At 73.2% G+C, this 25,728-nt stretch carries 27 protein-coding genes; 15 read left to right on the forward strand and 12 right to left on the reverse strand.

Annotation, left to right across the window (positions count from 1 at the left end; all coding sequences use genetic code 11):
- The first annotated feature begins 52 nt into the window (after positions 1-52).
- Both J2X36_RS01765 and J2X36_RS01770 read left to right on the forward strand, forming a co-directional pair.
- Complete coding sequence (locus tag J2X36_RS01765) at positions 53-442, forward strand: hypothetical protein (protein WP_310345354.1); 390 nt, start codon at positions 53-55, stop codon at positions 440-442.
- A gap of 354 nt (positions 443-796) precedes the next feature.
- A complete protein-coding gene (locus tag J2X36_RS01770) occupies positions 797-1,015 on the forward strand; it encodes a hypothetical protein (protein ID WP_310345357.1) in 219 nt (72 codons plus the stop codon).
- Between the two features lie 244 nt (positions 1,016-1,259).
- On the opposite strand, the gene J2X36_RS01775 is transcribed toward J2X36_RS01770, so the two are convergent.
- Complete coding sequence (locus tag J2X36_RS01775; RefSeq protein WP_310345360.1) at positions 1,260-1,574, reverse strand: hypothetical protein; 315 nt, start codon at positions 1,572-1,574, stop codon at positions 1,260-1,262.
- 39 nt (positions 1,575-1,613) lie between these two features.
- On the opposite strand from J2X36_RS01775, the gene J2X36_RS01780 reads away from it, so the two are divergent.
- The 8 genes from J2X36_RS01780 (at position 1,614) to J2X36_RS01815 (ending at position 7,296) form a co-directional block, all read left to right on the forward strand.
- Positions 1,614-2,654, forward strand: a complete 1,041-nt coding sequence (locus tag J2X36_RS01780) for a sulfate ABC transporter substrate-binding protein (RefSeq protein WP_310345363.1) — start codon at positions 1,614-1,616, stop codon at positions 2,652-2,654.
- A gap of 10 nt (positions 2,655-2,664) precedes the next feature.
- Entirely contained in the window at positions 2,665-3,519 is an 855-nt protein-coding gene (cysT, locus tag J2X36_RS01785; protein ID WP_132252528.1) for a sulfate ABC transporter permease subunit CysT, read from the forward strand.
- The gene (gene cysW / locus J2X36_RS01790) at positions 3,512-4,393 is read left to right on the forward strand and encodes a sulfate ABC transporter permease subunit CysW (RefSeq protein WP_132252530.1); all 882 of its coding nucleotides are present in this window, start codon (positions 3,512-3,514) and stop codon (positions 4,391-4,393) included. Before cysT ends, cysW begins: the two co-directional genes overlap by 8 nt.
- Positions 4,394-4,424: 31 nt before the next feature.
- Complete coding sequence (locus tag J2X36_RS01795) at positions 4,425-5,450, forward strand: sulfate/molybdate ABC transporter ATP-binding protein (protein WP_245516495.1); 1,026 nt, start codon at positions 4,425-4,427, stop codon at positions 5,448-5,450.
- A gap of 74 nt (positions 5,451-5,524) precedes the next feature.
- Positions 5,525-5,785, forward strand: a complete 261-nt coding sequence (locus tag J2X36_RS01800; protein ID WP_132252532.1) for a type II toxin-antitoxin system HicA family toxin — start codon at positions 5,525-5,527, stop codon at positions 5,783-5,785.
- Entirely contained in the window at positions 5,772-5,996 is a 225-nt protein-coding gene (locus tag J2X36_RS01805) for a type II toxin-antitoxin system HicB family antitoxin (protein ID WP_132252534.1), read from the forward strand. Before J2X36_RS01800 ends, J2X36_RS01805 begins: the two co-directional genes overlap by 14 nt.
- Positions 5,993-7,030, forward strand: a complete 1,038-nt coding sequence (locus tag J2X36_RS01810; protein WP_132252551.1) for a cysteine synthase A — start codon at positions 5,993-5,995, stop codon at positions 7,028-7,030. The genes J2X36_RS01805 and J2X36_RS01810 overlap by 4 nt, the downstream gene beginning before the upstream one ends.
- 110 nt (positions 7,031-7,140) lie before the next feature.
- On the forward strand, positions 7,141-7,296 hold the full coding sequence (locus tag J2X36_RS01815) for a DUF3309 domain-containing protein (RefSeq protein ID WP_109889843.1): 156 nt from the start codon (positions 7,141-7,143) through the stop codon (positions 7,294-7,296).
- A 9-nt stretch (positions 7,297-7,305) separates the two neighbouring features.
- Here J2X36_RS01815 and J2X36_RS01820 read toward each other — a convergent pair whose 3' ends face one another.
- Complete coding sequence (locus J2X36_RS01820; protein ID WP_310345375.1) at positions 7,306-8,790, reverse strand: serine protease; 1,485 nt, start codon at positions 8,788-8,790, stop codon at positions 7,306-7,308.
- Between the two features lie 267 nt (positions 8,791-9,057).
- On the opposite strand from J2X36_RS01820, the gene J2X36_RS01825 reads away from it, so the two are divergent.
- Positions 9,058-14,439, forward strand: coding sequence for an alpha-2-macroglobulin (locus J2X36_RS01825; RefSeq protein ID WP_310345378.1), 5,382 nt, complete (start codon positions 9,058-9,060; stop codon positions 14,437-14,439).
- The gene (pbpC, locus tag J2X36_RS01830; protein ID WP_310345381.1) at positions 14,436-16,664 is read left to right on the forward strand and encodes a penicillin-binding protein 1C; all 2,229 of its coding nucleotides are present in this window, start codon (positions 14,436-14,438) and stop codon (positions 16,662-16,664) included. The genes J2X36_RS01825 and pbpC overlap by 4 nt, the downstream gene beginning before the upstream one ends.
- A 31-nt stretch (positions 16,665-16,695) precedes the next feature.
- On the opposite strand, the gene J2X36_RS01835 is transcribed toward pbpC, so the two are convergent.
- The 4 genes from J2X36_RS01835 to J2X36_RS01850 all read right to left on the reverse strand — a co-directional run bounded on the left by J2X36_RS01835 (position 16,696) and on the right by J2X36_RS01850 (position 19,343).
- A complete protein-coding gene (locus J2X36_RS01835) occupies positions 16,696-17,268 on the reverse strand; it encodes an NAD(P)H-dependent oxidoreductase (RefSeq protein WP_405029708.1) in 573 nt (190 codons plus the stop codon).
- A 376-nt stretch (positions 17,269-17,644) separates the two neighbouring features.
- Positions 17,645-17,899 (reverse strand): hypothetical protein, encoded by a 255-nt coding sequence (locus tag J2X36_RS01840; RefSeq protein WP_310345384.1) that lies wholly within the window; start codon positions 17,897-17,899, stop codon positions 17,645-17,647.
- Between the two features lie 146 nt (positions 17,900-18,045).
- Entirely contained in the window at positions 18,046-18,717 is a 672-nt protein-coding gene (locus J2X36_RS01845) for a methyltransferase (RefSeq protein ID WP_310345387.1), read from the reverse strand.
- Positions 18,714-19,343: a hypothetical protein gene (locus J2X36_RS01850; RefSeq protein WP_310345390.1), complete on the reverse strand. Its 630-nt coding sequence runs from the start codon at positions 19,341-19,343 to the stop codon at positions 18,714-18,716. Before J2X36_RS01850 ends, J2X36_RS01845 begins: the two co-directional genes overlap by 4 nt.
- 120 nt (positions 19,344-19,463) lie before the next feature.
- Here J2X36_RS01850 and J2X36_RS01855 point away from each other — a divergent pair, with 120 nt between their 5' ends.
- Positions 19,464-20,702, forward strand: coding sequence for a DNA topoisomerase IB (locus J2X36_RS01855; RefSeq protein ID WP_310345393.1), 1,239 nt, complete (start codon positions 19,464-19,466; stop codon positions 20,700-20,702).
- A gap of 15 nt (positions 20,703-20,717) precedes the next feature.
- Here the strand turns inward: J2X36_RS01855 and J2X36_RS01860 are convergent, their stop codons facing one another.
- The 4 genes from J2X36_RS01860 to J2X36_RS01875 all read right to left on the reverse strand — a co-directional run bounded on the left by J2X36_RS01860 (position 20,718) and on the right by J2X36_RS01875 (position 23,450).
- Positions 20,718-21,260: a DUF4142 domain-containing protein gene (locus J2X36_RS01860; RefSeq protein ID WP_132253664.1), complete on the reverse strand. Its 543-nt coding sequence runs from the start codon at positions 21,258-21,260 to the stop codon at positions 20,718-20,720.
- Positions 21,261-21,382: 122 nt separating this feature from the next.
- Positions 21,383-22,852: a DUF6880 family protein gene (locus J2X36_RS01865; protein WP_310345398.1), complete on the reverse strand. Its 1,470-nt coding sequence runs from the start codon at positions 22,850-22,852 to the stop codon at positions 21,383-21,385.
- A 47-nt stretch (positions 22,853-22,899) separates the two neighbouring features.
- Positions 22,900-23,139: a DUF2188 domain-containing protein gene (locus tag J2X36_RS01870; protein WP_132253668.1), complete on the reverse strand. Its 240-nt coding sequence runs from the start codon at positions 23,137-23,139 to the stop codon at positions 22,900-22,902.
- Positions 23,140-23,222: 83 nt separating this feature from the next.
- The gene (locus J2X36_RS01875) at positions 23,223-23,450 is read right to left on the reverse strand and encodes a hypothetical protein (protein WP_132253670.1); all 228 of its coding nucleotides are present in this window, start codon (positions 23,448-23,450) and stop codon (positions 23,223-23,225) included.
- Positions 23,451-23,538: 88 nt separating this feature from the next.
- Between J2X36_RS01875 and J2X36_RS01880 the strand changes: the two genes are divergently transcribed.
- Positions 23,539-23,784 carry a hypothetical protein gene (locus J2X36_RS01880; protein WP_310345408.1) on the forward strand — a complete coding sequence of 82 codons (246 nt, stop codon included), beginning with the start codon at positions 23,539-23,541 and terminating at the stop codon, positions 23,782-23,784.
- A gap of 99 nt (positions 23,785-23,883) precedes the next feature.
- On the opposite strand, the gene J2X36_RS01885 is transcribed toward J2X36_RS01880, so the two are convergent.
- On the reverse strand, positions 23,884-24,450 hold the full coding sequence (locus J2X36_RS01885; RefSeq protein WP_310345411.1) for a glutathione peroxidase: 567 nt from the start codon (positions 24,448-24,450) through the stop codon (positions 23,884-23,886).
- A gap of 134 nt (positions 24,451-24,584) precedes the next feature.
- On the opposite strand from J2X36_RS01885, the gene J2X36_RS01890 reads away from it, so the two are divergent.
- Positions 24,585-25,100: a PRC-barrel domain-containing protein gene (locus tag J2X36_RS01890; protein WP_310345413.1), complete on the forward strand. Its 516-nt coding sequence runs from the start codon at positions 24,585-24,587 to the stop codon at positions 25,098-25,100.
- A 10-nt stretch (positions 25,101-25,110) separates the two neighbouring features.
- On the opposite strand, the gene J2X36_RS01895 is transcribed toward J2X36_RS01890, so the two are convergent.
- Positions 25,111-25,521 (reverse strand): histidine kinase, encoded by a 411-nt coding sequence (locus J2X36_RS01895; protein WP_310345416.1) that lies wholly within the window; start codon positions 25,519-25,521, stop codon positions 25,111-25,113.
- Between the last annotated feature and the right edge of the window lie 207 nt (positions 25,522-25,728).

The following is a 25,728-nucleotide window of genomic DNA, read 5'->3' on the forward strand; positions in this document are numbered from 1 at the left end:
GGTCCGCCACGCGGTCCTCGGCCCCGCGCAGCCGGGCCGGAGCTCGGTCGCGGTGGCAGGGGCCGCCGGCGAGGTCGAGGGTCTCGTGCTCGAAGCGGTCGCGATGCTCGACGCGCAGGATCCGATCCCGGGCTATCTCTTCTTCCTGACCGACGACGTGCCCTTCGAGGACGCGCTCTCGATCACGCTGACCGATCCGGCCCTGCGCATCCTCGACACCGCCCGGCTCGGCGGCGCCTACGCCACCGGCGCGTGGCGCGATCCCGCCATCGACGGGCCGGGCCGGCTGAGCTTCCGCTTCATCGACGAGAAGCGGTGGCGGCTGAGGGTGCTGCCGAGACCGGGGCCGCGCCTGCCCTTCCTGAGCGAGCCGCGCGGCGTCCACCGCCCCCTCGGGCTGACCCGGCACTTCGTCCTCGCGGCCGGGCCCGAGGGCGGCTGATCGCGGGCCGGGCGCGGCAGCCCGGCGTCAATCCAGCGCGACGGCGACGAGGGAGAACAGGCCGGCCAGCATGAGGTTGCCGGCAAGGACGAGGGCGATCACGGTCATGGCGTCTGGGGCTCGGCTCGGATGTCAGGCCAGGGGTGCGGCACCGTACGGTGCACCGTGCTTGTAGGGGCAACCGGTTCACGATGCGCCCACACCGGCCGGATTTCCCCATCTCGTGCGCGATAAGGTTGACGGCGATGCAGGACGGCCACGCTTGCCCGCCGCCGCTTGCCTCCTGTGCCGAACCGGGACAGTGTGGCCGCGGTTGCGCGCCGCGCGACCGCGGCCCTGACCCCGGAGGAAGCGATGGCTCTGGTGACGATCGGCGAAGCGCTGAGCGCGGCCTCCAGCCTGTTCGGCCTCAACGCGCTCCGCACCGGTCTCCCGCCGCTCGGCGCCGCTCCCGGCGCCGACGACCTCGCGGACGATTCCGACGCGGACCCCCTCGCCGCGGACGCGATCGACGAGGGCCTGTTCGAGGCGGTCGAGGCCGCCCTCAGGGACGCGGGCTACCTCCCGGTCTGAAACGACCCGCGAGGACGCTCCAAGAGTCTGCTCCAAGGGTTCGCTCCACGCGGACGCCCCGCGGTCCCGGGTTCCGCGATCCCGCCTCGGCTGGGCCGCCGAGAGGGCGGCGGATTCCTGCGTGGATTCCTGCCCCGGGGAGCGCGCCGAACACCCGGTCCGCGGCCTGAGGAAGCGCCCCTGCACGGCCGATTCGATTGCATTGCCGGAAACGCAACCACAGGTCGAGACGACCGGCCGATGTCTACCGCAGTGCAGCAACCGGCAGGTCGGTGACCCGGCCGGTGCGGGCCTGTGCCGGCCCTTGTCCCGTCATGAGAGGGCGGCGAAGCACGCAGATCTCCGAAGTGTTCTTTCTATAGAACATCGGCCTTGCGATAAATTTGTTCTCCGGTCGGACCACATAAGAGAAGGCAGTCTCTGATACGCTCTGATATGATGGGTATTCGGGGAAGGTCGTCGCGTGAGGCCCCGCCTCCGCGGCTTGACAATGTTCGATAAAACGAACGACAAGCTGAGGCGTGCCGTGCGGTGCAGCGACCGGATCGTCGTCGCGCATCCCCCGGCCCCGACGTTTCCAGAGGACGACACGATGCAGATGCCTGTGACGAGAGCCGCACGCCCGGTCCACCGCATCCGGGGCCTCCTGCTCGCGGCCTGCCTCGCGCCCGCGCTCGGCCTCGCGTCCCCGGCCCTCGCCGAGACGGCGCTCCTCAACGTGTCCTACGATCCGACCCGGGAACTCTACCGGGAGGTGAACGCGGCCTTCGCCGAGGAGTGGAAGGCGAAGACGGGCGAGGCCATCACGGTGCGCGCCTCCCACGGCGGCTCGGGCTCGCAGGCCCGCACGGTGATCGACGGGGTCGATGCCGACGTGGTGACGCTCGGCATCCCCTCCGACATCGACGCCATCGTCAAGCTCACGAAGAAGATCCCGGCCGATTGGCGCGACAAGCAGCCGAACCAGGGCCTGCCCTACACCTCCACGGTGGTGTTCCTCGTCCGCAAGGGCAACCCGAAGGGCGTGAAGGACTGGAACGACCTCGGCAAGCCCGACGTGAAGGTGATCACGCCGAACCCGAAGACCTCGGCGGGCGGGCGCTGGAACTTCCTCGCCGCCTGGGGCTACGCCTACAACCAGGACAAGGATGTCGAGAAGGCCAACGCCTTCGTCGGCCAGATCTACAAGAACGTGCCGATCCTCGACACGGGCGCGCGCGGCTCCACCGTCACCTTCGCCCAGCGCGGGCTCGGCGACGTGCTGCCGACCTGGGAGAACGAGGCCTTCCTCGTCCTGCAGGAATTCGGCGCCGACAAGTTCGACATCGTGGTGCCGCCGACCTCGATCTACGCCGAGCCGCCGGTCGCCCTCGTCGACGCCAACGTCGACCGGAAGGGCACCCGCAAGGCGGCCGAGGCCTATCTCGCCTTCCTCTACACGGACAAGGCGCAGGCGATCTTCGCCAAGCACCGCTACCGTCCCCTCAAGCGCGAGGCGGCGGACAAGGCGGATCTCGCCTTCCTGCCGGACGTTAAGCTCTTCAAGATCGAGGATCTGCAGGGCAACTGGGACGACATCCAGAAGAAGAACTTCGACAACGGCGGGCTGTTCGACCAACTGAGCAAAGCCGGGCGCTGAGGGTCTTCCCATGGTCGCGACGCCTCCTCGGCGGTTCCACTTCCGCCGTCCCAGCGTGATCCCGGGTTTCGGGCTCACCTTCGGCTACGCGCTCACCTGCCTCAGCCTCGTGGTCCTGCTGCCGCTCGCCGCCCTGGTGGCGCGGGCGTCGGGCCTCGGCCTGTCCGGCATCTGGGATGTCGCCCGCGACCCGCGGGTGGCGAGCGCCCTGCGCCTCAGCTTCGGGGTGTCGCTGCTCGCGGCGCTCACGGCCTCGGTGTTCGGCTTCGTCGTCGCCTGGGTGCTGACCCGCTACGACTTCCCCGGCCGCCGGATCGTCGACGCCGCCGTCGACCTGCCCTTCGCCCTGCCGACGGCGGTGGCCGGCATCGCGCTGGCCTCCCTCTACGCGCCGAACGGGCTCGTCGGCGCGCAGCTCGCCAAGGTCGGCATCCAGGCGGCCTACACGCCGATCGGGATCTTCATCGCCATGGTCTTCATCGGCCTGCCGTTTGCCGTGCGCACGGTGCAGCCGCTGATCGCCGAGATCGACAAGGAGGTCGAGGAGGCCTCCGCCACCCTCGGGGCCAAGCGCCTGCTGACGCTGACCCGGGTGGTGCTGCCGCCCCTGATCCCGGCGGTGCTGACGGGCTTCGCGCTCGCCTTCGCCCGCGGCGTCGGGGAGTACGGCTCGATCATCTTCATCGCGGGCAACCTCCCCTTCGTCTCCGAGATCGCGCCGCTCCTCATCGTCATCAAGCTCTCCGAGTTCGACTACGCGGGGGCGGCCGCCATCGCCACGATCATGCTCGGGATCTCGTTCCTGACGCTGCTCGTCATCAACCTGATCCAGGCCTGGAGCCGGCGGAGGTTCGGCTATGTCTGAGGGCATCACGCTCGAAGCGGCGGCCGCGCCCCGCCCGCGCAGCGTCATCTCCGAGGGGCGGGGCGTGCGCTGGCTGCTCACCGGCATCGCGATCCTGTTCCTCGCGCTGTTCCTGGTGCTGCCGCTGCTCACCGTCTTCGCGCAGGCGCTGGCCCGCGGCTGGGCGGCCTATTTCGAGGCCTTCGCGGAGCCCGACGCGCGCTCCGCGATCCGCCTGACGCTCACGGTCGCGGCGATCAGCGTGCCCTTCAACCTCGTCTTCGGGGTGGCGGCGGCCTGGGCCATCGCCAAGTTCGAATTCCCGGGCAAGAGCCTGCTGATCACCCTGATCGACCTGCCCTTCTCGGTCTCGCCGGTCGTCTCGGGGATGATCTACGTGCTCGTCTTCGGCTCGCAGGGCCTGTTCGGGGCGTTCTTCATCGAGCACGGCATCCAGATCATCTTCGCGGTGCCGGGCATCGTGCTCGCCACGATCTTCGTCACCTTCCCCTTCATCGCCCGCGAGCTGATCCCGCTCATGCAGGAGCAGGGCACGGCGGAGGAGGAGGCGGCCCTCACCCTCGGGGCCTCCGGCTGGCACGCCTTCCGGACGGTGACGCTGCCCAACATCCGCTGGGGGCTCCTGTACAGCGTCCTCCTCTGCAATGCCCGCGCGATGGGCGAGTTCGGCGCCGTCTCGGTGGTGTCCGGCCATATCCGCGGACTGACCAACACGCTCCCGCTCCACGTGGAGATCCTCTACAATGAATACAATTTCGTTGGCGCGTTCGCCGTCGCCTCCCTCCTCGCCGGACTCGCCCTCGTCACCCTCGTCATCAAATCCGTCCTGGAATGGCGCTACGCCGGGGACCTCGCGGCCGGCGGCCGGCACTAGCGGCGCGCTGGACCGGGCCGGATCCACGGCGATCCGGGTCGAGGGCCTGTCGAAGACCTTCGACACGGCGGCCGTCCTGCACGATTTCCACCTCGACGTGCGGGCGGGCGAGTTGCTCGGCCTCCTCGGCCCCTCGGGCTCGGGCAAGACGACGCTCCTGCGCATCATCGCGGGGCTCGACTTCCCCGACCGCGGCCGCGTCCTGTTCGGGGGCGACGACGCCACCGGCCTGCCGGTGCAGCAGCGGGCGGTGGGCTTCGTGTTCCAGCACTACGCCCTGTTCAAGCACATGAGCGTGGCTGACAACATCGCCTACGGGCTCAACGCCCGGAAGCGCTCGGAGCGGCCGGGCAAGGCCGAGATCCGCAAACGCGTCGGCGACCTCCTCGACCTCATCAAGCTGTCGGGCTTCGCCGACCGCTACCCGTCCCAGCTCTCGGGCGGCCAGCGCCAGCGCATCGCGCTCGCCCGGGCGCTCGCCGTCGAGCCCCGGGTGCTCCTCCTCGACGAGCCCTTCGGGGCGCTGGACGCGCAGGTGCGCAAGGACCTGCGCCGCTGGCTGCGCGAGATCCACGACCGCACCGGCCAGACCACGATCTTCGTCACCCACGACCAGGACGAGGCGCTCGAACTCTCCGACCGGGTCGCCGTCCTCGACAAGGGCCGCCTGGAGCAGGTCGGCACCCCCGACGAGGTGCAGGACCGGCCGGCCTCGGCCACGGTGCTGAAGTTCCTCGGGGATTCGGTCGAGTTCGAGGCCATCGTCGAGGGCGAGCGGGTCCTCGTGGACGGGCGGCCGACGCCCGCCGTCGCGCCCCGCGGGGTGATCGGCCCGGCGCGGCTCTACGTGCGGCCCTGGCAGCTCCAGTTCGTCGATCCGGCCGAGGCGCATCTCTCCGGCACGGTGCGCGCCTCCCACCGCAGCCAGGGCCGCCAGCGGGTCGAGGTCGAGCGGCCGGACGGGCGCCTCGTCGTGGTGGAGGATTTCGACGGCGACCGCTACGCCGCGGGCCGCCCGGTGGGCCTGCGCATCAACGGGGGCTACGTCTTCGCCTGAGCGGCCTTGCGGAACGGCGCGACCATGAGACGATCGTCCCAGATCAGACACGCGATTCGGGGGAGCGATCCGGCGTGGGACAGGCCGAGAAGCGCCTCGACCGGATGCGCCGGAACCCGGTCGGAGACTGGACGATCGAGGACATCGCCATGATCTGCCGGGCCTATGGCATCGATTGCGTTCCCCCGGCCCGGGGGTCACATTACGACCTCTCGCATCCGAGCGAGGCGGCGATCCTGACCGTGCCGGCTCGCAGGCCGGTGCGACCCCATTACATCAGGGCCTTCGTCGCCTTCGTGGATGCGGTAAGAGGGGCGCAAGATGCTGGTGCGTGACTACTTTGTGGAGATCGGCCGGGCTCCTCCCGAGGAGGGTGGATACCTGATCGCCACTGTTCCGGATCTGCCCGGCTGCACGTCGGACGCTGACGATTGGGATAGCGTCGAGGCGAACGTGGCGGATGCCATCGACACGTGGATCGCCGCGGCGCGGCGGCTCGGGCGGCCCGTTCCGCCGCCCGCCACGATCTCGGAGAAACGAGCCTGACCCATCCCCGACCCGACGTCCTCGCCGCCATCGGCGGCACGCCGCTCATCCGCCTGCGCCGCGCCTCCGAGGAGACCGGCTGCACCATCCTCGGCAAGGCGGAGTTCCTGAATCCCGGCCTCTCGGTGAAGGACCGGGCGGCCCTCGCCATCGTGCAGGACGCGGAGGCGCGCGGGCTGATCCGGCCCGGCGGCACCATCGTCGAGGGCACGGCGGGCAATACCGGCATCGGCCTCGCCCTGGTGGCGAGCGTGCGCGGCTACCGCACGCTCATCGTCATCCCCGAGACCCAGTCGGAGGAGAAGAAGCAGACCCTGCGGCTCGCGGGCGCCCGCCTCGTCGAGGTGCCGGCCGTGCCCTTCGCCAACCCGAACAACTACGTCCACGTCGCCCGCCGCCTCGCCGAGCGGCTCGCCGCCACGGAGCCCGCCGGCGCCTTCTTCGCCGACCAGTTCGACAACGTCGCCAACCGCCGCGCCCATGCCGAGGGGACCGGCCCCGAGATCCACGCGGCGACGGAGGGGCGCATCGACGGCTTCGTCTGCGCCGCCGGCACCGGAGGGACGCTCGCCGGCGTCGCGGAATCCCTCAGGGCCCGCAATCCCGACGTGCGGATCGCGCTCTCGGACCCCGAGGGCTCGGCGCTCCACGCCTATTACACGACCGGCACCCTCAAGGCCGAGGGCTCCTCGATCACCGAGGGGATCGGCCAGGGCCGGGTGACGGGCAACCTCGACGGGTTCCGGCCGGACCTCTCCTTCCGCATCCCGGACGGGGAGGCGCTCGAGATCGTGTTCCGGCTGATGCGCGAGGAGGGCCTGTCGCTCGGCGGCTCGTCGGGCATCAACGTGGCCGGGGCGATCCGGCTCGCCCGCGAACTCGGTCCCGGCCACACGATCGCGACCATCCTGTGTGACGGCGCGGCCCGCTACGCCTCGAAGCTGTTCAACCCCGCCTTCCTGACGGAGCGGGGCCTGCCGGTCCCGGACTGGCTCTCGGCACCCGCGGACCCGCTGCCGGACTGGCGCGCCTGAGCGAAAAAGACGATTTCTGTTGAGGCTTCACACGAAGCTTGAACAGAAATCATCCCTGCGACGTTGGAACGGTCAAGCTCGCGCCTCGCGGGCCGCGGAGACCGCTTTCCATGACGCTGACCACCATCCTCCTCATCATCCTGATCCTGATCGTCCTCGGCGGCGGCAATTTCCTCGGCGGCGGCGCCTACCGGGGCCCGAGCTTCGGCCTCGGCGGCCTGCTCGTCATCATCCTGATCGTGCTCCTCGTCACCGGCCGGGTCTGACGGCGCGGCTCAGCGCGGGCAGGTGATCGCCACGACGGCGCTCGCCACCGGCGCGGCGGCGGCGCCGAGGCTCGCCGCCGCGCCGTCCGGCCCTGCGCCGGACCCCGCGCCCGGCCGAAGGCCGTTCTCGGCGAGAAATGCCGCGACGGCGGAGCCCGCCACCAGCGGATAGCTCGTCGGCGGCACGATGCCCGCGACGAGGCGCGGCGAGGCGGGAAACCGGGCGACCAGGCCGGCGAGCCGCCCGGACCGGTCGATCGCGGGGGCGCCCGCCGCCCCCGGCTGCAGCGGCGCGATCACGCCCGCGGCGCTGCCCGTGCCGGGCGCCAGCGTGGTGCCGCCCGCCCCCGCCCCGATCACCCCGAGCGCGTCGTCCGGCCCGGCCGGGTCCGGGCGGGCCGGAGGCAGGACAGGCCCCGGAAGCGCGCCGGCTTCGAGGAGCGCGAGGCCGCGGGCCGGATCGCTCCTGAGGATGCGGGCGGGCGCCCCCCCGATCCGGGGGGCGACGCAGCCTTCGAGCGGGGCCGAGGCCGTGAGGACGCGGCCGGGCGCGACGGCGAGACCCGTGGCGGCGAGGAGACTCGTGGTGGCGAGGCTCGTGGTGGCGACAGGGGCCGCCGGGGCGGCCGGCGGGGCTTCGCGGGCCTGTGATGGCGGCGGAGCGGCCGGTGCCGCCGCGACGGCCTGGGCCGTGGGGGATGCCGCCTCCGGGAAGGGGATGAAGGCGTTGGCGATGGCGATCACGAGCCGGTCGACCTCGCCCGCGAGCGCCTTGTCGTAGCCGATCGTGAAGCCGCGGATGCCGGCCTCGCCCGCGGCGTAGCGGATGTAGGACCTTCCCGCCCCCGTCTCCCCCGTCACGACGATGAAGTCCGGCCGCTTCAGCTTGTAGGTGACCTTCCGGTCCGGCCCCGGATTCGTGGCCCGCTCGAAGAGGGCGTCGAGGCTCGCCTCCCCGGTCCCGAACGAGCGGCTTTCCAGGGTCACCCGCCCGTCCGCGCTCTGCCAGCGGCTGCCGCCGGGGATGGCGGTGCGCTTCGCCAGCAGCCGCTCCGGCACCCCCATCACCGCCCCGCTCGCGGGATCGGGCCTGACGGTGAAGCGGGCGCTCCGTCGCGCCGCCTCGCCGCCCGCGAGGATCGCGGTGCGCAGGCGCGGCGCGAGGGGATCCTCGGCGCCCGCCCCGGCCCGGGTCCGGAAGCTCGCCAGCGCCTCGAAGGTGCGGCGCCCGAACGTGCCGGTAACGACGCTGTTGTAGTCGCCCGTCCAGACGAGGGCGTCCTGCAGCCCCTTGCGCTCGGCCTCGGGCAGCGCCTCGAAGGCGGCCCTGGCGGCCTCGAAGGCGGGGTCCGGCGCGGCGGGAGCCGGAGCGGCCGGTTTCGGCCGGGCCGGTGGAGGGGGCGCCTGCGCGGCCGCGGGACCGAGGACGAGCAGCGCCGCGATCAGGCCCGCGCCGGACCGGATGCCACAACCGATACCGTCCCGCCGCGTCATGTGAGCCCGCCCCCGGATGCACGCCGAGCTTGGCAGAGCGAGGCCGCGAAAGCCAGGGAAGCGGTCGGGAGATCGCGACGACCGAGGCCGCACCGGATTTCATCAGGGGATGTCCTGGCCGCGTCGCGCCGCTCTTCGAAGAGAGAGCGGCCTTCGCAGCCGTTGCGGCCGCCCGCGCAAGTGCTACGCTCGCGCCTCGACGGCGCCTCTCAAGGAATCGCCGGCCCCGTCGAGGCCGGCCCGGGTGTCCGACGCGCGAGGCGGATCATGGCGGGTTCTTCGAGGCTCGGGCGCCGGATCGGCCGCCTCTCCGCGGCGCTCCTCGCCGAAGGTCTGCTGGCCGCAGGCCTCCTGGCCGGGGCCGCGGGGCCCGCCGCCGCGCAGGCCCCATCGGCGCCGGCCGCGCAGGCCCCGTCGACTCCGGCCGCGCAGGCCCCGTCGACTCCGGCCGCGCGCACCGCGAAGGCCGCCCCCCCGAAGACCTTCCTGCGCGAGGCGCTCGCCAGTTCCGGCGTGCGCCTGGAGGCGGCCCTCAGGAGCGAGGCGGGCAAGGGCCTGAAGCCCGCCGCTCAGGCCCGGGCCGAGGGCGAGGCGCGCCTGGAGGCCGACGACGCGAAGGGGGCGCTCGCGCCGCTCACGGCGGCGGTGGCCGCCGAGCCCGCGGATGCGCGCAACTGGCTGGCCTTCGCCCGCGCCGCCGACGCGCTGGGCAACGACGAGCAGAAGGGCGGCGACTACGCCGCCCGCTACCGGCTGCGCGAGCGGGCGCTCGCCGCCGCCTACCAGGCGTATTGGCGGGCGAAGACCGCGCCCGATGAGGCCGCGGCGCTGGCCTTCCTCGCCGAGGCCTACGGCACCCAGTCCGAGTGGCGCCCGGCGCTCGAAGCCTACCGGGCGAGCCTCGCCCTCAACGACGACGCGGATGTCCGGCAGGCCTACGAGGAGGTCCGGGCCGAGCACGGGTTCCGCATCCTCGACTACAAGGTCGATTCGGACGCGGCCGCCCCGCGGGTCTGCTTCCAGTTCTCGGAGACGCTCGCCCCGAAGACCGACTTCACGCCCTTCGTCGCCGTCTCCGGCGCGGCGAACGCGGCCGTGACGGCGGAGGGCCAGCAGGTCTGCGTCGAGGGGCTGAAGCACAGCCAGCGCTACGCGTTCGTGCTGCGCGAGGGCCTGCCCTCCTCGGTCGGCGAGATTCTATTGAAATCGGCCGATTACGAGGTCTACGTCCGCGACCGCGCCCCCCAGGTGCGCTTCACCGGCCGCAATTACGTCCTGCCCCGCACGGGTCAGGCGGGCGTGCCGCTCGTGTCGGTCAATGCGGGCAGGCTCGACGTCGAGGTGCTGCGCATCGGCGACCGCGGCCTGCTGCCGGCTCTGCGCACCGAGGAGTTCCTGAGCCAGCTCAACGGCTCGACCGCCCGGGCCATCGCCGACCAGAAGGGCGTGCAGGTCTGGAAGGGCAGTCTCGACACGGCCAAGGCGGAGCCGAACCAGGAGGTCGTCACCGCCTTCCCCGTCCTGGAGGCGGTCGGCAAGCTCGAACCCGGCCTCTACATCATGATGGCCCGCCCCGCCGGCTCCGCGACGCCCGCGGAGGAGGGGGAGGGCGGCTACGAGCAGCAGGCGACGCAATGGTTCGTCGTCTCGGACCTCGGGCTCACCGCCTTCAAGGGCCGGGACGGGGTCCACGTCCTCGCCCGCTCGCTCGCGAGCGCCGAGGCCGTCTCGGGCGCCGAGATCCGCCTGATCGCCCGCAACAACGAGGTGCTGGCCACCCGCCGGACGGATGCCTCCGGCCACGCCGCCTTCGATCCGGGCCTCGCCCGCGGGGAGGGCGGCATCGCGCCGGGCCTCGTCGTGGCGCAGCTCGGCGACGATTACGGCTTCCTCGACCTCGCCCAGACCGCCTTCGACCTGACCGACCGGGGCGTGAAGGGGCGCCCGGCGCCCGGCGCCGTCGACGCCTACGTCTTCCCCGAGCGCGGGGTCTACCGCTCCGGCGAGACGGTGCAGCTCACGGCCCTCCTGCGGGACGCGCGGGGGCAGGCGGTGGCCGGCCTTCCCCTGACCCTCGTGGTCAAGCGGCCGGACGGCGTCGAGTACCGCCGCGCGCAGGTCCCGGACCAGGGTCTCGGCGGGCGCGCCCTGCCGCTGCCGCTCCTGTCGGGCGCCATGCACGGGACGTGGCGCGTCTCCGCCCACACCGACCCGAAGGCGCCCGCCATCGGCGAGGCGAGCTTCCTCGTCGAGGATTACGTGCCCGAGCGCCTGGAGGTGAGCCTCACCCCGAAGGCGCCGGCCCTGCGGCGCGGGGAGCCCGCCGAGATCGCGGTCTCCGCCCGCTACCTCTACGGGGCGCCGGGCGCGGGGCTCGAGGTCTCGGGCAACGTCGTGGTGCAGGCCGCGGCGGCCTCCGGCATCAAGGGGCTCGAGGGCTACGCGATCGGCCTCGACGACGAGGCCGTCGAGGCGGCCACCGCCGAGATCGGGGAGCGCGCCACCACGGACGCGAAGGGCGCGGCGGCGCTCACGGTGCCGGTCGAGGCGCCGGCCGCCCCCCGGCCGCTCGAGGCGCGGATCACCCTGCAGGTCGGCGAGCCCGGCGGGCGGGCGCTCTCCCGCAGCCTCACCCTGCCGATCCTGCCGGCTGCCCCCGTGCTGGCGATCCGGAAGGGCTTCTCCGGCGACCTGCCCGAGGGCGGCATCGCGAGCTTCGACCTCGTGATGGCGACGCCCGAGGGCCAGCGCCTCGCCCGGCCCGGGGTGACCTGGACCCTGTCGCGGCTGGAGCAGACCTATCAATGGTACCGGGCGGAGGGGCGCTGGTCCTTCGAGCCCGTGAAATCCGTGCGCCGAGTGGCGGACGGGCGGGTCGACCTCAAGGCCGACGAGCCGGCCCGGATCGTGGCGCCCGCCACCTTCGGCAAGTACCGGCTGGAGGCGAGCGTGCCGGGCGAGCCCGGGGCCACCGCGAGCGTGACGTTCAGCGTCGGCTGGAGCGGCGGCGAGACCGCGGACGTGCCGGACCTCCTCGACCTGACCCTCGACAAGGGCTCCTACGCGGGCGGCGAGCGGCTGCGGGCGCGCCTCGCGCCGAAGTTCCGAGGCCGCGCGAGCCTCGCCATCGTCGGCGACCGGGTGCACGACATCCTCGACGTCGCGGTGCCGGAGGGCGGCACCGTGGTCGAGATCCCGGTGAAGCCCGAATGGGGCGCGGGCGCCTATCTCGTGGCGAGCGCGTTCCGGCCCCTCGACCAGGCGGCCAAGCGCCTGCCGGGCCGGGCGCTCGGCCTCGCCTGGTTCGCGATCGACCGGGACACGCGCGACCTCGCCGTCTCGGTCGCGGCGCCCGAGAAGACCCGCCCGCGGCGCGACCTCACCCTTCCGGTCCGGGTCGGCAACCTCGCGCCCGGCGAGGAGGCGCGGGTCACGGTGGCCCTCGTCGATGTCGGCATCCTCAACCTCACCCGCTACGAGGCGCCGAACCCGTTCAACCACTTCTTCGGCCAGAAGGCGCTCGGCCCCGAGATCCGCGACCTCTACGGATACCTGATCGACGGCATGCAGGGGACGCTCGGCGCCATCCGCTCGGGCGGCGACGGCGGCGCGAGCCTCTCCGAAGCGCCCCCGACCCAGGCCCCGCTCGCCCTCTATTCGGGCCTCGTGACGGTGGGGGCGGACGGCACCGCGCAGGTGACCTTCCCGCTGCCCGCCTTCAACGGCACCGGCCGGGTCATGGTGAGCGCCTGGAGCGGCAGCCGCGTGGGCCAGGCGCAGGCCGACGTCATCATCCGCGACCCCGTCGTGGTGTCGGGCACCCTGCCGCGCTTCCTCAACGTCGGCGACCGCTCGCGCATCTTCCTCGCCCTCGACAACGTCGAGGGAGCGGGCGGCGCCTACACGGTCGATCTCGACCTCGCCGGCCCCGTCCTCGTCGGGGCGGAGGCCTTGCGCCGGACGGTGCGGCTCGAGCCCGGCGCCAAGGCCGAGGTGGCGATCCCGCTCACCGCCGCCGGGCCCGGCCTCGCCCGGCTCGACGTCACCCTGTCGGGCCCGGGGCTGGAGGCCGGCATCGGCCAGAGCTTCGCGCTCGGCATCTCGCCGGGCACCGGCGCCCTGGTGCGGCGGGAGCTGCGCCCGCTGGCACCCGGCGCGGGTCTCCAGATCGACGGGGCGCTCCTGGCCGACATCCTGCCCGGCACCGGCACGGTCTCGGTCTCCGCCTCGGTGCTGCCGGGCCTCGACGTGCCGGCCCTGCTCCAGGCCCTCGACCGCTATCCGTACGGCTGCTCCGAGCAGGTCGTCAGCCGGGCGATGCCGCTCCTCTACGTCAACCGCCTCGCGGCGATGGACCGGCTCGCCCTCGACGACAAGGCGGACCAGCGCGTCCGCGAGGCGATCGAGCGCGTCCTCTCGCGCCAGGATTCGAGCGGCGATTTCGGCCTGTGGTCGGTGGGCGGCATGAGCGACGTCTGGCTCAACGCCTACGTCACCGACTTCCTGACCCGCGCCCGCGAGCGCGGCTTCGCCGTGCCGCAGACGGCCTTCAACGCCGCCCTCGACCGGCTGCGCAACGCGGTGGCCAACACCACCGAGGTGCGCGAGGGCGGCATGGACATCGCCTACGCGGCCTACGTGCTCGCCCGCAACGGCCGCCCGGTGATGGGGGATCTGCGCTACCTCGCCGACACCAAGATCGGCGACTTCTCGACGCCGCTCGGGCGCGGCCAGATCGCGGCGGCCCTCGCGCTCCTCGGAGACCGCGGGCGGGCGGGCAGGGCGTTCGACTCGGCGCTCACCTCGCTCAAGGCCGAGCGCGATGCGAAGACCTACCGGGCCGATTACGGCTCGCGCCTGCGCGACGGGGCGGGCCTCCTGGCGCTCGCGGCCGAATCCGGCCTGACGCGGGAGGCGCTTCAGCCCGTCGGCGCCGTGCTCGCCGAGGAGCGGGCGAGCGGGCGGCTCACCAGCACGCAGGAGAATGCCTGGATGGTGCTCGCGGCCGCGGGCCTCACCAAGGAATCGGAGGCGCTCTCCGTCTCGGTCGACGGGGCGGTCGAGCCCGGCGCCCTCGCCCGGACCTTCCGGCAGGCCGCCCTCGACGCGAAGCCCGTGATGCTGCGCAACGAGGGTCGCGCGCCCGTGCAGGTCTCGGTCGGCGTCTCGGGCAACCCGGTGAGCCCCGAGCCCGCGGCCGCGCAGGGCTACACGATCGAGCGGACCTATCACCGCCTCGACGGGACGGCCGTCGACCCGGGCCGGGGCCTGCGCCAGAACGACCGGCTCGTCGTGGTGCTGAAGGTGACCGAGGCGCAGGCGAGCGCCGGCCGCCTCCTCCTCGTCGACCGGCTGCCGGCCGGCCTCGAGATCGACAACCCGAAGCTCCTCGACGCGGACGCGCTCTCCGGCCTCGCCTTCGCCAAGAGCGAGGTGCAGCCGGTCCACACCGAGTTCCGCGACGACCGCTTCGTGGCGGCCTATGAGCGCAGCCCGAGCCAATCCGCCTTCTTCACGGCGGCCTACACGGTGCGGGCGGTCTCGCCCGGCACCTACGTGCATCCGGGCGCGACGATCGAGGACATGTACCGCCCCGAGCGCTACGGCCGCACCGGGTTCGGCACGATCGAGGTCGGGGCGGCGAAATGAGCGGGGCGGGCGGCGCCCACCTCTCCCGCCCGGGAGAGGTCGCGTCCGCCGCAGGCGGACCGGGCGAGGGATGCGACCTCTCCGGAACGACCTGCCCCCCTCACCCTGCCCCTCTCGGAACGAGAGGGGACCCGCGCCGCGGCCGGCGCACCGCGAGGCGGATCGCCCTCGCCCTCGCCCTCCTCCTGCCTCTCGGGGCCGCCCTCGCCCTCTGGCGCTACGCCGCCGCCCTGCCGCCCCTCGACCTGACGCAGGCGGCCGCGCGCTCCACGATCGTGCTCGACCGGGACGGGCGGCTCCTGCGCCCCTTCGCCACCGCGGACGGGCGCTGGCGGCTGCCGCTCTCGGCCGCGGGCGTCGACCCGCGCATGCTCGCCATGCTGACCGAATACGAGGACCGGCGCTTCGCGAGCCATCCGGGCATCGACCCCGCCGCGATCCTCCGGGCGGCGGCTCAGTGGCTCACGCACGGGCGCATCGTGTCGGGCGGCTCCACCCTGTCGATGCAGGTGGCCCGCCTCGTCGAGCCGCGCACCGAGCGCTCCCTCGCGCAGAAGCTCCGCCAGATGGTCCGGGCGGTCGAGCTGGAGCGGCGGCTCGGCAAGGCCGGCGTGCTCGACCTCTACCTCGCGCTCGCCCCCTATGGCGGGGCCGTCGAGGGCCTGCGGGCGGCGAGCCTCGCCTATTTCGGGCGCGAGCCCGCCCGCCTCTCCTTCGCCGAGGCCGCGCTCCTCGTGGCGCTGCCGCAATCCCCCGAGGCGCGCCGGCCCGACCGCGCGCCGGAGGCCGCGCGCCGCGCCCGCGACCGGGTGCTCGACATCGCGGGCCGGCGCGGACTCATCACGCAGGCGGAGGCCGAGGCCGCCAAGGCGGAGCCCGTGCCGACGGGCCGCCGGCCCTTCCCGATGCTCGCCGCGCACGCGGCCGAGGCGGCGGTGGCGGCCGAGCCCGGGACGCGGGTGCTGCGGCTCTCCCTCGACGGGCGGTTGCAGGCGAGCCTGGAGGCGCTGGCGGCCGAGCGGGCGGCCTCCGCCGGGCCGGACCTCTCGGCCGCGATCCTCGCGATCGACAACCGCACGGGCGCCGTCCTCGCGCATGTGGGCAGCGCGGGCTATCTCGACGCGTCCCGGCGCGGCGCCATCGACATGACGGCGGCGATCCGCTCGCCGGGCTCGGCCCTGAAGCCCTTCATCTACGCGCTCGCCTTCGAGAACGGGCTCGCGCACCCCGAGACGCTCCTCGACGACCGCCCCTCGCGCTTCGCCGCCACCTACGCGCCCGAGAATTTCGACCTCACCTTCCAGGGCACGGTGACGGCGCGCCGGGCGCTCCAGCTCTCCCTCAACGTGCCGGCAGTGGAGCTGACGGAGGCGCTCGGGCCCGCCCGCTTCGTCGCCCGGCTGCGGGCGGCGGGCGCCGGAATCGCCCTGCCGCGGGATGCGGCGCCGGGGCTCCCGGTGGCGCTCGGCGGCCTCGGCATCACGCTGACGGACCTCGCCCGCCTCTATGCGGGGCTCGCGCGCGGGAGCGCCGTGCCGGACCTCGTGCGCCGCCTCGACCCCGCTGAGACGCGCGGCCCGTCCCCGGGCATGCCGGTCGCCGATCCGGTCGCCGCCTGGTACGTGGCCGACATCCTGCGGGGCGCGGCTCCCCCCGAGAACGCCCTGCCGAACCGCATCGCCTACAAGACCGGCACCTCCTACGGCTATCGCGACGCCTGGGCGGCCGGGTTCGACCGGCGGGTCACGATCGCGGTCTGGGTCGGGCGGCCGGACGGGGCGGCGGTGGCGGGCCTCGTCGGGCGGCTCGTGGCGGCGCCCATCCTGTTCGACGCGTTCTCCCGCTACGGCGGCGAGCCGGAGCCGCTGGCCCAGCCCCGCGAGGCGCTCGTCACCACGAGCGCCGGCCTGCCGCCGCCGCTGCGCCACATCCGGCGCGACGGGCCGAAGACCCTCGCCGCGACGCTCAGCGCGCCCCTCAAGATCGCCTACCCGCCGGACGGTGCCCGGATCGATCTCGGCCTGTCCGAGGCGGGCAGCCCGGCGGCCCTCGCCCTCAAGGCGCTCGGCGGCGTGCCGCCCCTGACCTGGCTCGTGGACAGCCTGCCGGTGACGTCCGGGGCGCGCCGCCAGTCCGAGTGGCGGCCGGAGGGGGCGGGCTTTGCCCGGATCTCGGTGATGGACGCGGCCGGCGGCAGCGACAGCGTGGTGGTGCGGATCGAGTGAGGCGATCCGCTCGCTCGGTTGGAGGCCGGCCTCAGGCCGCCGGCGCGGCCCGCGGCAGCTTCGGGCCGAGGGCGGCAGCCTCGATCAGGAGGGCGAGTTCGCGCCCGGCGGCCGCGACGCGCTCGGCGACGCCGGCATCGGCCACGGCGCAATCCTCCATCTCCGCCCCGCCCGCATAGACCGAGGTCGGCGCGATGTGGGCGGCGAAGAAGCCGAACAGCGGGCGCAGGGAATGCTCCACGATGAGCGCGTGGCGCAGGCCCCCGCCCGTCGCCGTGAGCACCACCGGCTTGCCGACCATGTGCTCGGGCTCCACGAAGTCGAGCATGTGCTTGAACAGGCCCGAATACGAGCCCTTGTAGACCGGCGTCCCGACGATGAGCGCGTCCGCCCCCTCGATCGCCTCGACGATGCGGGCGGCCGGGAGCGGCAGGGCCTCGCGCGTCGTCACGCCGATGCCCGGACCGGCATCGAGAAGGTCGTAGATCCGCAGGTCGATCCGGCGGTGCCGGCCGAGCTCCGCGGCCACCGCCTCCACGAGGCCGCGGGTGCGCGAGGGCCGGTTGGAGCTCGCGGAGAAGGCGACGACGCGGGGCAGGGACACGGGGCTTCGTCTCCGGTCTTCGGTTCGCCGTCCCGGCCGGGTCGGGGCGCGGGCGGGCCCGCGCGAGAGCCGGGCCGTGAGGTTCATACGGGAACCTAACGCCCGGATTGCAAGGGGCGGGCCGGGACGGAATGTCCCAGATAGGGATGTCGGCCCCCCGTACACATGGACAAGGGCCGCCGCGTGCGGCGGCCCCGGATCCCGTTGTCTCCCAATCCGTCCCGGTCCCGGACGGGGCGGCCCGATCCGCGGGCAGAGCGGCTAAGGCGCCAGGAGCACGTTCGCCGAGCCGACCACGGTGGCGACGAGGCCGCAGGCGAAGACCCCGATCATCAAGTAGTTGAACGCCTTCAGCATCCGGTTCTCTCCTTCTCGATCAGCAGCGGTAGCCGCCCGAGGTCTGCCCGTACTGCTTCACGGGCCGGGTCTGCTGGTTGGCATTGCCCTCCGAGGCCGAGCTCCGCGGGCAGCTCTCGTAGAAGGGGCCGTCATGCACGCCGAGGGAGCCGGTGGTCTCGACGTCGAAATGAGGGGCGGGCGCCCGGTAGGCGTCGTCGGTGAAGGCGTGCGCCGACGTGGCGGCGAGACCCAGGGCGGCGGCGGTCAACAGGGTGGCCAACGTATTTTTCATGACATCCTTTCCGTGAAATACTGTTCTTTGTTCTACCTGTAGTCGAGTGACCAGGCTTGCGATTGATATAGGGAGCAATTCCCGGACCACGCGTGACGATGCGCACGCGCCAGGAGGGATTATAGACTGCGCAGGATTTGGGGCGGCTAGCGCCGACGAAAGCGCCAGACGCTGGAGCGCTTGATCTCGGCGTCCTCCAGCGCCCGCGTCACCGGCACCTCGTAGGTGGCGAGGATCTCCAGCCGCTCCCGCGGCAGGTAGGAGCGGCCCGGATCACCGACCAGAACCGTGGCCCCGCCCGCGTCGAGTTCGGCGAGCCACGCACCGACGCGGGCCGCGACGTCGCGCTCGTAGAAGATGTCGGCCGCGAGAACGAGACTCGCGCCCGGCTGGGTGCCGACGAGGTCGGCCGCGACCGCGGTGATCCGGTCGGCGACGCCGTTCGCCGCCGCGTTGAGGCCGATCGCCGGGATCGCGAAGGGGTCGAGGTCGGTCGCGGTCACGTGCGCGGCCCCGGCCCGCGCCGCCGCGATCGCCACGAGGCCCGAGCCCGAGGCGAAATCGAGCACCTGCCGCCCGGCGGCGATCTCCGGATGGTCGAGGATGTAGCGGGCGAGCGCCTGCCCGCCCGCCCAGGCGAAGGCCCAGAAGGGCGGCGGCAGGCCGATCTCGGCGAGTTCCTCCTCGGTCCGCTGCCAGAGGACGGTGGCCTCGTCGGCGACGTGGAGGCGGATCTCGGGGGCGTGCGGCACCGGCCGCAGGCGCGTCTCGGCCCGGATGAAGGCGAGGGCCTCCTCCGGCCGGAGCGCGGCGTTCATGGGCTCAGCAGCGCCGCGTAGAGCCGGCCGATCGCGGCGGCGGATTCCGCCCCGGCAACGCCGCCCGCCAGCAGGGTCACGCCCGTGTCGAGGGGGTCGAGGCCGAGCGTGCGCGCCTCCTCCGGATCCTCCAGGAGGAACCGGGTCCGGCCCGTGGCGAGCGGCCCCCGCATCAGGCGGCCGAAGCCGGCCCGGGCCAGGCGCCCGGCCGCGCCGTCCCGGCGCCCCAGCGCCCCGAAGCCCGCGGGCGTGTAGATCCGGGCTCCGACCCCCGCCATGGCCGCCGCCGTGCCACCGACGAGGATGCCGCGCGGGCCGATCGCGTGGAGGATGTCGGCCTTCAGCCCCTTCAGCGTCGCGGCGAGCTGTCCGGCGGCATAGCCCGCCGTCATCGGGTTGAGGCCCGAGCCCTCCTCCCCGAGGGCGAGGACGCGCGCGCCCGTCTCCTCGATCGCCGGCTGATGCGGGCCGGCCCGCGTCACCACGAAGACGGACAGGCCCGCCTCCGCGCCGATGCCGCAGAGCGCCCGGTAGCGCTCGGCGAAGAGCCGGTCGTCCGGCGCCACGAGGACGAGGCGCCGCATCGGCACGGGCGCGGCTTCGACGTTCGGAATCGGGTCGGTCATGGTGCTGGCTTAGCACGGCCGCGCGCGCCATGGGCCGAGCCCTGTGCGGCCGATCGCCGGGGCCGGAACAGGGCGGCCCGCTGCCCGGTTGTCGCTCAACCACCAGGGAGGGCGCGTTCCATGGCCTCGGAGCGGGATGAGAGAGCGGTCGCCGATCCGCGGGAGGCCGCCGCCGAGGCGGGCCTGCGCTACGTCGACGACGGCATGCCGGGGCTGAGCCGGAAGAAGAGCGGCACGGGCTTCCGCTATCTCGACGCGAAGGGCCAGCCGGTGCGCGACGCGAAGACCCTCGCCCGCATCCGCGCGCTCGCGATCCCGCCCGCCTACACCGATGTCTGGATCTGCCCGCGCGCGAACGGCCACATCCAGGCGACGGGGCGCGATGCGAAGGGCCGCAAGCAGTACCGCTACCATCCCGATTTCCGCGAGGCGCGGGAATCGAGCAAGTTCAGCCACATCATGGCCTTCGCCGACGCGCTGCCGGGCATCCGGGCGCGGATCGACCAGGACATGCGCCGCCCCGGCCTCTCCCGCGAGAAGGTGCTGGCGACGGTCGTGCATCTCCTGGAGAGCACGCTGATCCGGGTCGGCAACGACGATTACGCCCGCGCCAACAAGAGCTACGGCCTGACGACGCTGCGCGATCCGCACGTGCGCGTCGAGGGCTCGGATCTCACCTTCCGCTTCAAGGGCAAGAGCGGCAAGAGCTGGAACCTGTCGGTGAAGGACCGGCGCGTCGCCCGCATCGTCAAGGCCTGCCAGGACCTGCCGGGCCAGGAGCTGTTCCAGTACATCGACGAGGCCGGCGAGCAGCGCGACGTCACCTCGGCGGACGTCAACGCGTACCTGCGCGAGATCACCGGGCAGGACATCACCGCCAAGGATTTCCGCACCTGGGCCGGCACGGTGCTGGCGGCGCTCGCCCTGAAGGAATTCGAGGCCTTCGACAGCGAGGCGAAAGCCAAGAAGAACGTCCGGACGGCGATCGAGTCGGTGGCCGCCCGCCTCGGCAACACGCCGACCATCTGCCGCAAGTGCTACATCCACCCCCAGATCCTCGACGGGTATCTCGAGGGCGGCCTGCTCCTCCAGGTTCAGGACGCCGTCGAGACCGAATTGTGCGAGGACCTCAACCGGTTGAAGCCCGAGGAGGCGGCGGTGCTGAGCCTCCTGCGCAGCCGGCTCGAAGCGGTGCAGGAAGCGCCGAAGGAGGGGGCGGGCAAGAGCCGCGCGCGCGCCCGGACGCCTGCCAAGCCTTCAGCCAAGGCTTCCGCAAAGTCTCGGGCCGGCTCGGCGGCGAAGCGGGCCTCCGGCCCGCGCCGGTCGGGTGCGGGGGCGCAGGCCCCCGCGAGCCCCTGATCGAGGCGCCCCGCGCTACTTGTCGAGGTCCTGCGCCATCTTGAGATGGTGGTCGAGGTGCGGCTGGGTCTTGCCAGCCCAAGCCTTCAGGTCGGCATTGTCGCCGCTCTTGGCGTAGCGCCCGAACAGGTCCACCGCGTCCTTGTGCGCCTTCACCTGGTCGCTGTGGTACTGCTTGTTGAAGTCGTTCCCCTGCAGGCCCTTCAGCTTGTCGAGTTTGCTCTGGTGCGTGCTGTCGAGCTCCGTCGGCAGCGTGGCCTGCACCTTGCCGCCCTGCACGAAGCCCTTCAGCTCGGCGGTGGTCTTCTGATGCTCGTCGATCATCTGCTTGGCGTAGGTCTTGGTCGCGTCGTCGCCGCGCTCGGTGGCGAGCTGGCTCGACTGGATCTCGAACATGTCGCTGATCGCGGCCTCCTTCACGAAGTCGGCGGTGGAGGGCGCCGCGCCGACCAGGGCGTTGAGGCCGCTCTTCTCGCTCAGGGACTGGGCGTCGGCCGGCAGGCTGGCGGGAAGGGCGAAGGCGGCGCAACAGACCGCAATTAGAAGATGCTTCTGCATGTTTATTTCCCTCATGAATTGCATGAATGGGAAAAGGCTTGCCCTGCCCCGGAGTTCCGTCCGCGAGCGCCGCCCTGCGGACCCGCCGCACCCTCTTCCCAGGCGCGGAACCGGGAGCCGCCTCAGCGGCCGCCGACGAGGGTCCAGAAACCGTGCTTGCGCCCGTGCTCGCGGCGCAGGGTGTCGCGGTAGCCGCTCGCGCCGGGATCGATCGCATCGAGCTGCGCGAGGTAGCGCGCGGCGTGCGCGTAGGCCTGGCTCCGGCCCCGCTCCAGGATGTCGTCGATGAGGCGGCGATAGAGGAGGGCGGCGGCCTCCGGCCGGGCCTGCTCCAGCGCCTCGGCCGCCGGGGCCAGAACCTCGTAGCGCTCGCCCTCCCAGGTCTTCGCCCGGTCGAGGACGAGGCGCCCGGCCCGCTCCAGATCCGGCCAGTTGATGAGGAAGGTCAGCGCCCGGTAGGGCTGCGGAAAGGCCATCGCCCGGTCGAAGGCCGCGCGCAGGGCCTCGTCATCCTCGAAATCCGGAAGCTTGGCGAGGTAGTCGCGCAGCATCGCCGCGTCGAGGCTGTCGCAGAAGCGCTGCCAGCGCAGATCCTGCGCCTCGCCTGCGCGCCCGAGCGCGTCGAGGATGCCGATCTCGAGGGCGGCCCGCGCCCGGGCCGGCGTCTCTGTGTCGACGCGGCCGGTGATGAGCGCCTCGCGGGTCAGGATCGTCCCGTTCCCCTGCCGGGGCCGGCGCACCCAGTCCAGGGCCTCGTCGAGGCGCCCGGCGGCGAAGAGGCGCTCGGCGACCGCGCCGGTATCCGGCGCCTCGCCCGCGACCGCCCGTTCGAGGGCGATGAAGGCGTCGACGTCGCCCCGCCGGTCGGCGATGTCCTGGCGCGCCCGCAGCAGGCGTCCGCGTGCCCGGGTGGCGCGCCAGTCGCCCGGCGCATCCGGCACCGCGGCCAGCGCCTGCGCCAGATCCGCGTCGAGACCGGGCAAGGCGCCCTCCGGCAAGCGGGGAACCAGGTCGAGGACGAGCATCGCAAGGGGGCCGTCCGGCTCGTCCGCGACGAGCGGCAGGATCCGGCCCGCGAAACGCCCGGCCTCGGCCTCGGGCAGCGCGCCCGCGATCTCGACCGCCGCCTCCGCGGCCCGCTCGTAGACCCCTTCGGTGATGCCGAGGCTGTCGTCCACCCGGGCGAGCACGCCCGAGGCGCCGTGGAGGAAGCGCACCAGCCGGTCGAGGGCGGCGACCGGGTCGAGGGGGCGCAGCTCGCTCAGGATCACCGAGACGGTGGCGTTGAGGTCCGCCGTGAAGGCGCGGCGCCGCTGCCAGTCGATGAAGCCCCGCGCGCCCTCCAGCGCCGAGAGGCGGCGGTCGACGATGGCGGCCACCGCCTCGGGCCCCTGCAGGGCGGCGAGTGCCGCGCTGACGATCTTCTTGAAGGCCGGGTTGCGCTCGGTCTCGCCGAGGATGAGCGCGATCAGCCGGTCCGGCCGCAGCGCGGACAGCGTCTCGGGGGAGGGCGTGGTGCGGCGCGCGCCCTTGCGCCTGGGCGCCTCCTCGCGCGCTGGCGCGGCCTCGGCCTTTGAGGGCTTGCGTGCCATCCTTCCCGCCGATCCCCCGCGGCCGGGCTCACGCCGGACGGAGCCCGCTACTCGACCACCCGCGCGATGGGCCGGTCGTGACCGTCCGAGGTCTCGTCGTGCCACGCCCCCTGACCGTCCTGATAGCGGATCCCCTCGGTCGAGCCCGGAATCTGCTGCTCGGCCGCGGCGCGCTGAGCGGCCTGCAGGGCTTCCTCGCGGCTGCGGAAGGTCTCGGAGAACACGTCCCCGACCTTGTAGGCGAAACCGCCGTCGTGCTCGACGATCCGGTAGGTGATCTCGCTCATGGACGCTCCTCCGCGGTTTCGGTTCGCTGGTGCGCGAACCCGCGGAGCCGGGGCGCGGTTCCTCGGCCGTCTGCCCTCGGCCTTCAATGACGGGTCGGTGCGGCGGCGCGGAGCTGCGTGAGAGCTGCCTCGCAGCCCGCGATCAGCGAGCCGCGCAGGTCGTCCTCCGCGTAGCCCGCCCCGTCCGGGAAGGCGATCGTCCGGACGCTTCCGTCGCCGAGCGCGCGGATATGCGCGAGCCAGCCCGTGTCGGCGCGCTCGAAACGCGCCTCGAAGGTCTCTCCGTCCTGCTCGAAACGATGTGGCTCCATCTCTCCGATCCTCTCCTCGCCCCACCCGGCGGCCCGCACTATCTGCCTGCGCGCGGAGGACGACGAGCCCCGTATCCGGGAACCCGCCATGCCGATCCGCGCCGCCCTCATCGCCCTCGTCGCGCTCGCCGGCCCGGCCGCCGCGCAGAGGGGGCCGGGATTTCCCGGCAGCGGCGTCGGCCTGCCCGCCTCGGGCGTGCCGACGAACCCCTTCGCCTCGAACTATCCCTCGGCGCAGCCCCCCGTCCTCATGGAGCGCCCCGCGCCGCGCGTCTACCGCCCCCGCCGCGCCGGGCGCGAGCGGCTGTCGCCGCCCGGGCGGATCGGCCGATGACGGATTGGATGGGCTGGCTCGCGCAGGGCGGGGGCGTGCATCTCATCCTGCTCGCCGCCGGCTTGGTGATCGGCCTGATCGCGGTGACGCGCTGAGGCGTCACCCTTTGTCGAGGGCGCCCGCGATCGCGCTGACGAGGCGCGGGTCGGTCGGATCGACCTGCGTGCCGAAGGCCGCGGCCAGGGTGCCGTCGCGCGCGACGAGGTACTTGTGGAAGTTCCAGCGAGGCGTCTCGCCCGGCTTCTCGGCCGCCGCCCATTGATAGAACGGGTGGGCGTTCGGCATTCGCACCCGGGTCTTGGCGGTCAGCGGGAAGGTGACGCCGTGGTTCTTGCGCGCCGCCTCGACGATCGCCACCCCGTCCAGGGGCTCCTGGTTGCCGAAATCGGGCGAGGGCACGCCGATCACGGCGAGGCCCCGGTCCTGGAAGCGCGTCCAGAGGGTCTGAAGCCCCGCGAGCTGGCCGGCGAAGCCGCAGGCCGTGGCCGTATTGACGACGAGGATCGGCTTGCCGGCAAATTCGCTGAGCGCCAGCGAGCCGCCCTCCGCCCTGTCGAAGGCGAAGGCGCCGGCCTTCGCGCCGCTCCGCTCCGCGGCCGCGGCGGCACGGGGGCCGGCGAGCGCGGCACCGATCAGGACGAGGGCTTGGCGGCGCAACAGGGTCATGGCGCACTCCCGGCAGGCGTTCTCCTGCGCACAATCTAGTTGGCGCTCGCGTCCCGTCCACCGCCAGGGGGAACCTTCCGGCGGGGGATCGCTTGTGCGGGTGCACAATCGATCACCGGAAGAGACATCGTCCCATGCGCAGCCTGCTCGCCGCCACGGCCCTTCTCATGACGGGCGCCTCGCTCGCCCTCGCCCAGGCGCCGGATGCGGGCCAGCCGGCCCCCGCCCCGAAGCCGGAGGTCGCCAAGCCCGCCGAGCAGGCGCCGGGCAAACCCGTCGAGCCGGCGCCGGGCCAGCCCGCGACGCTGACGGGGGATCTCCGCCCGACCTTCGTCGCTCAGGCGCCGACGGACATGGTGGCCTCGAAGGTCGTCGGGCTGACGATCCAGAACGCGGCCAACGAGACGATCGGCGAGATCGCCGACGTGGTGCTCGACGAGGGCTCGAAGGTGAAGTCCTGGATCGTCGGCGTCGGCGGCTTCCTCGGGATCGGCACGAAGTACGTCGCCGTGCACCCGAGCGCGCTGCGCCTCGTGCGCACCGACGGCGACAAACTCAAGGCGACGATCAACACCGACAAGGACCAGCTGCGCGCCGCGCCGGAATACGTCTATCTCGGCCAGCAGAAGAAGGACGAGGCGAAGAAGTAGGGGCGGCCCGTCAGGCCCTGTTCGCGAGCGCCTCGCGGACCGTGCTCGCCACCGCGCCGTCGCGCAGGTGGCGAGCGACGAGGAGGGCGTCCGGCATCAGCTCGGCCGCCGCGGGATCGGTGTTCGCGACCTCGCTCGCCAGCACGATGCGCAGGCCGGGGCGGAGCGCCCGCGCCTCGAGCGCCAGCCGTGCACAGCAGAGCTCACCCTCCAGCGAGACGTCGGCGACGAGGACGTCGACGGGGAGCCCGAGGGCGAGGACGGTGAGCGCGTCGATCCCGCAATCGCAGGCCGTGGCGCTGTAGCCGGCTCGCCGTACCTGCCCCGCGATCTCCTCGCGCCACTGCTTCTGGCGTCCGGCTATGAGAACCTGAACCCCGTAGACGCTCGCCCTGGCATCGGTCCGGGCGACGGCGCTCATGGCAGCGGATCCGATTTCAGGACGAGCCATCGCGCCCTCGACGTCGTGTTCGCGTTGCATCGCAGCATGCTAGTCCGAGGGCGCGTGCCGGCACAAGACCCCCGCCGCATTTGCGCCGCAAGCCTGAACGGAGTGCCTGCCTTTCGGGCAGGGAAGCATAGCCGGCATGCGGTTGACGCAGGCGGGGCGGGCGGGCAACACGGCCGC

It is taken from the genome of Methylobacterium sp. BE186 (genome assembly GCF_031457035.1).
Taxonomy (GTDB): Bacteria; Pseudomonadota; Alphaproteobacteria; order Rhizobiales; family Beijerinckiaceae; genus Methylobacterium; species Methylobacterium segetis.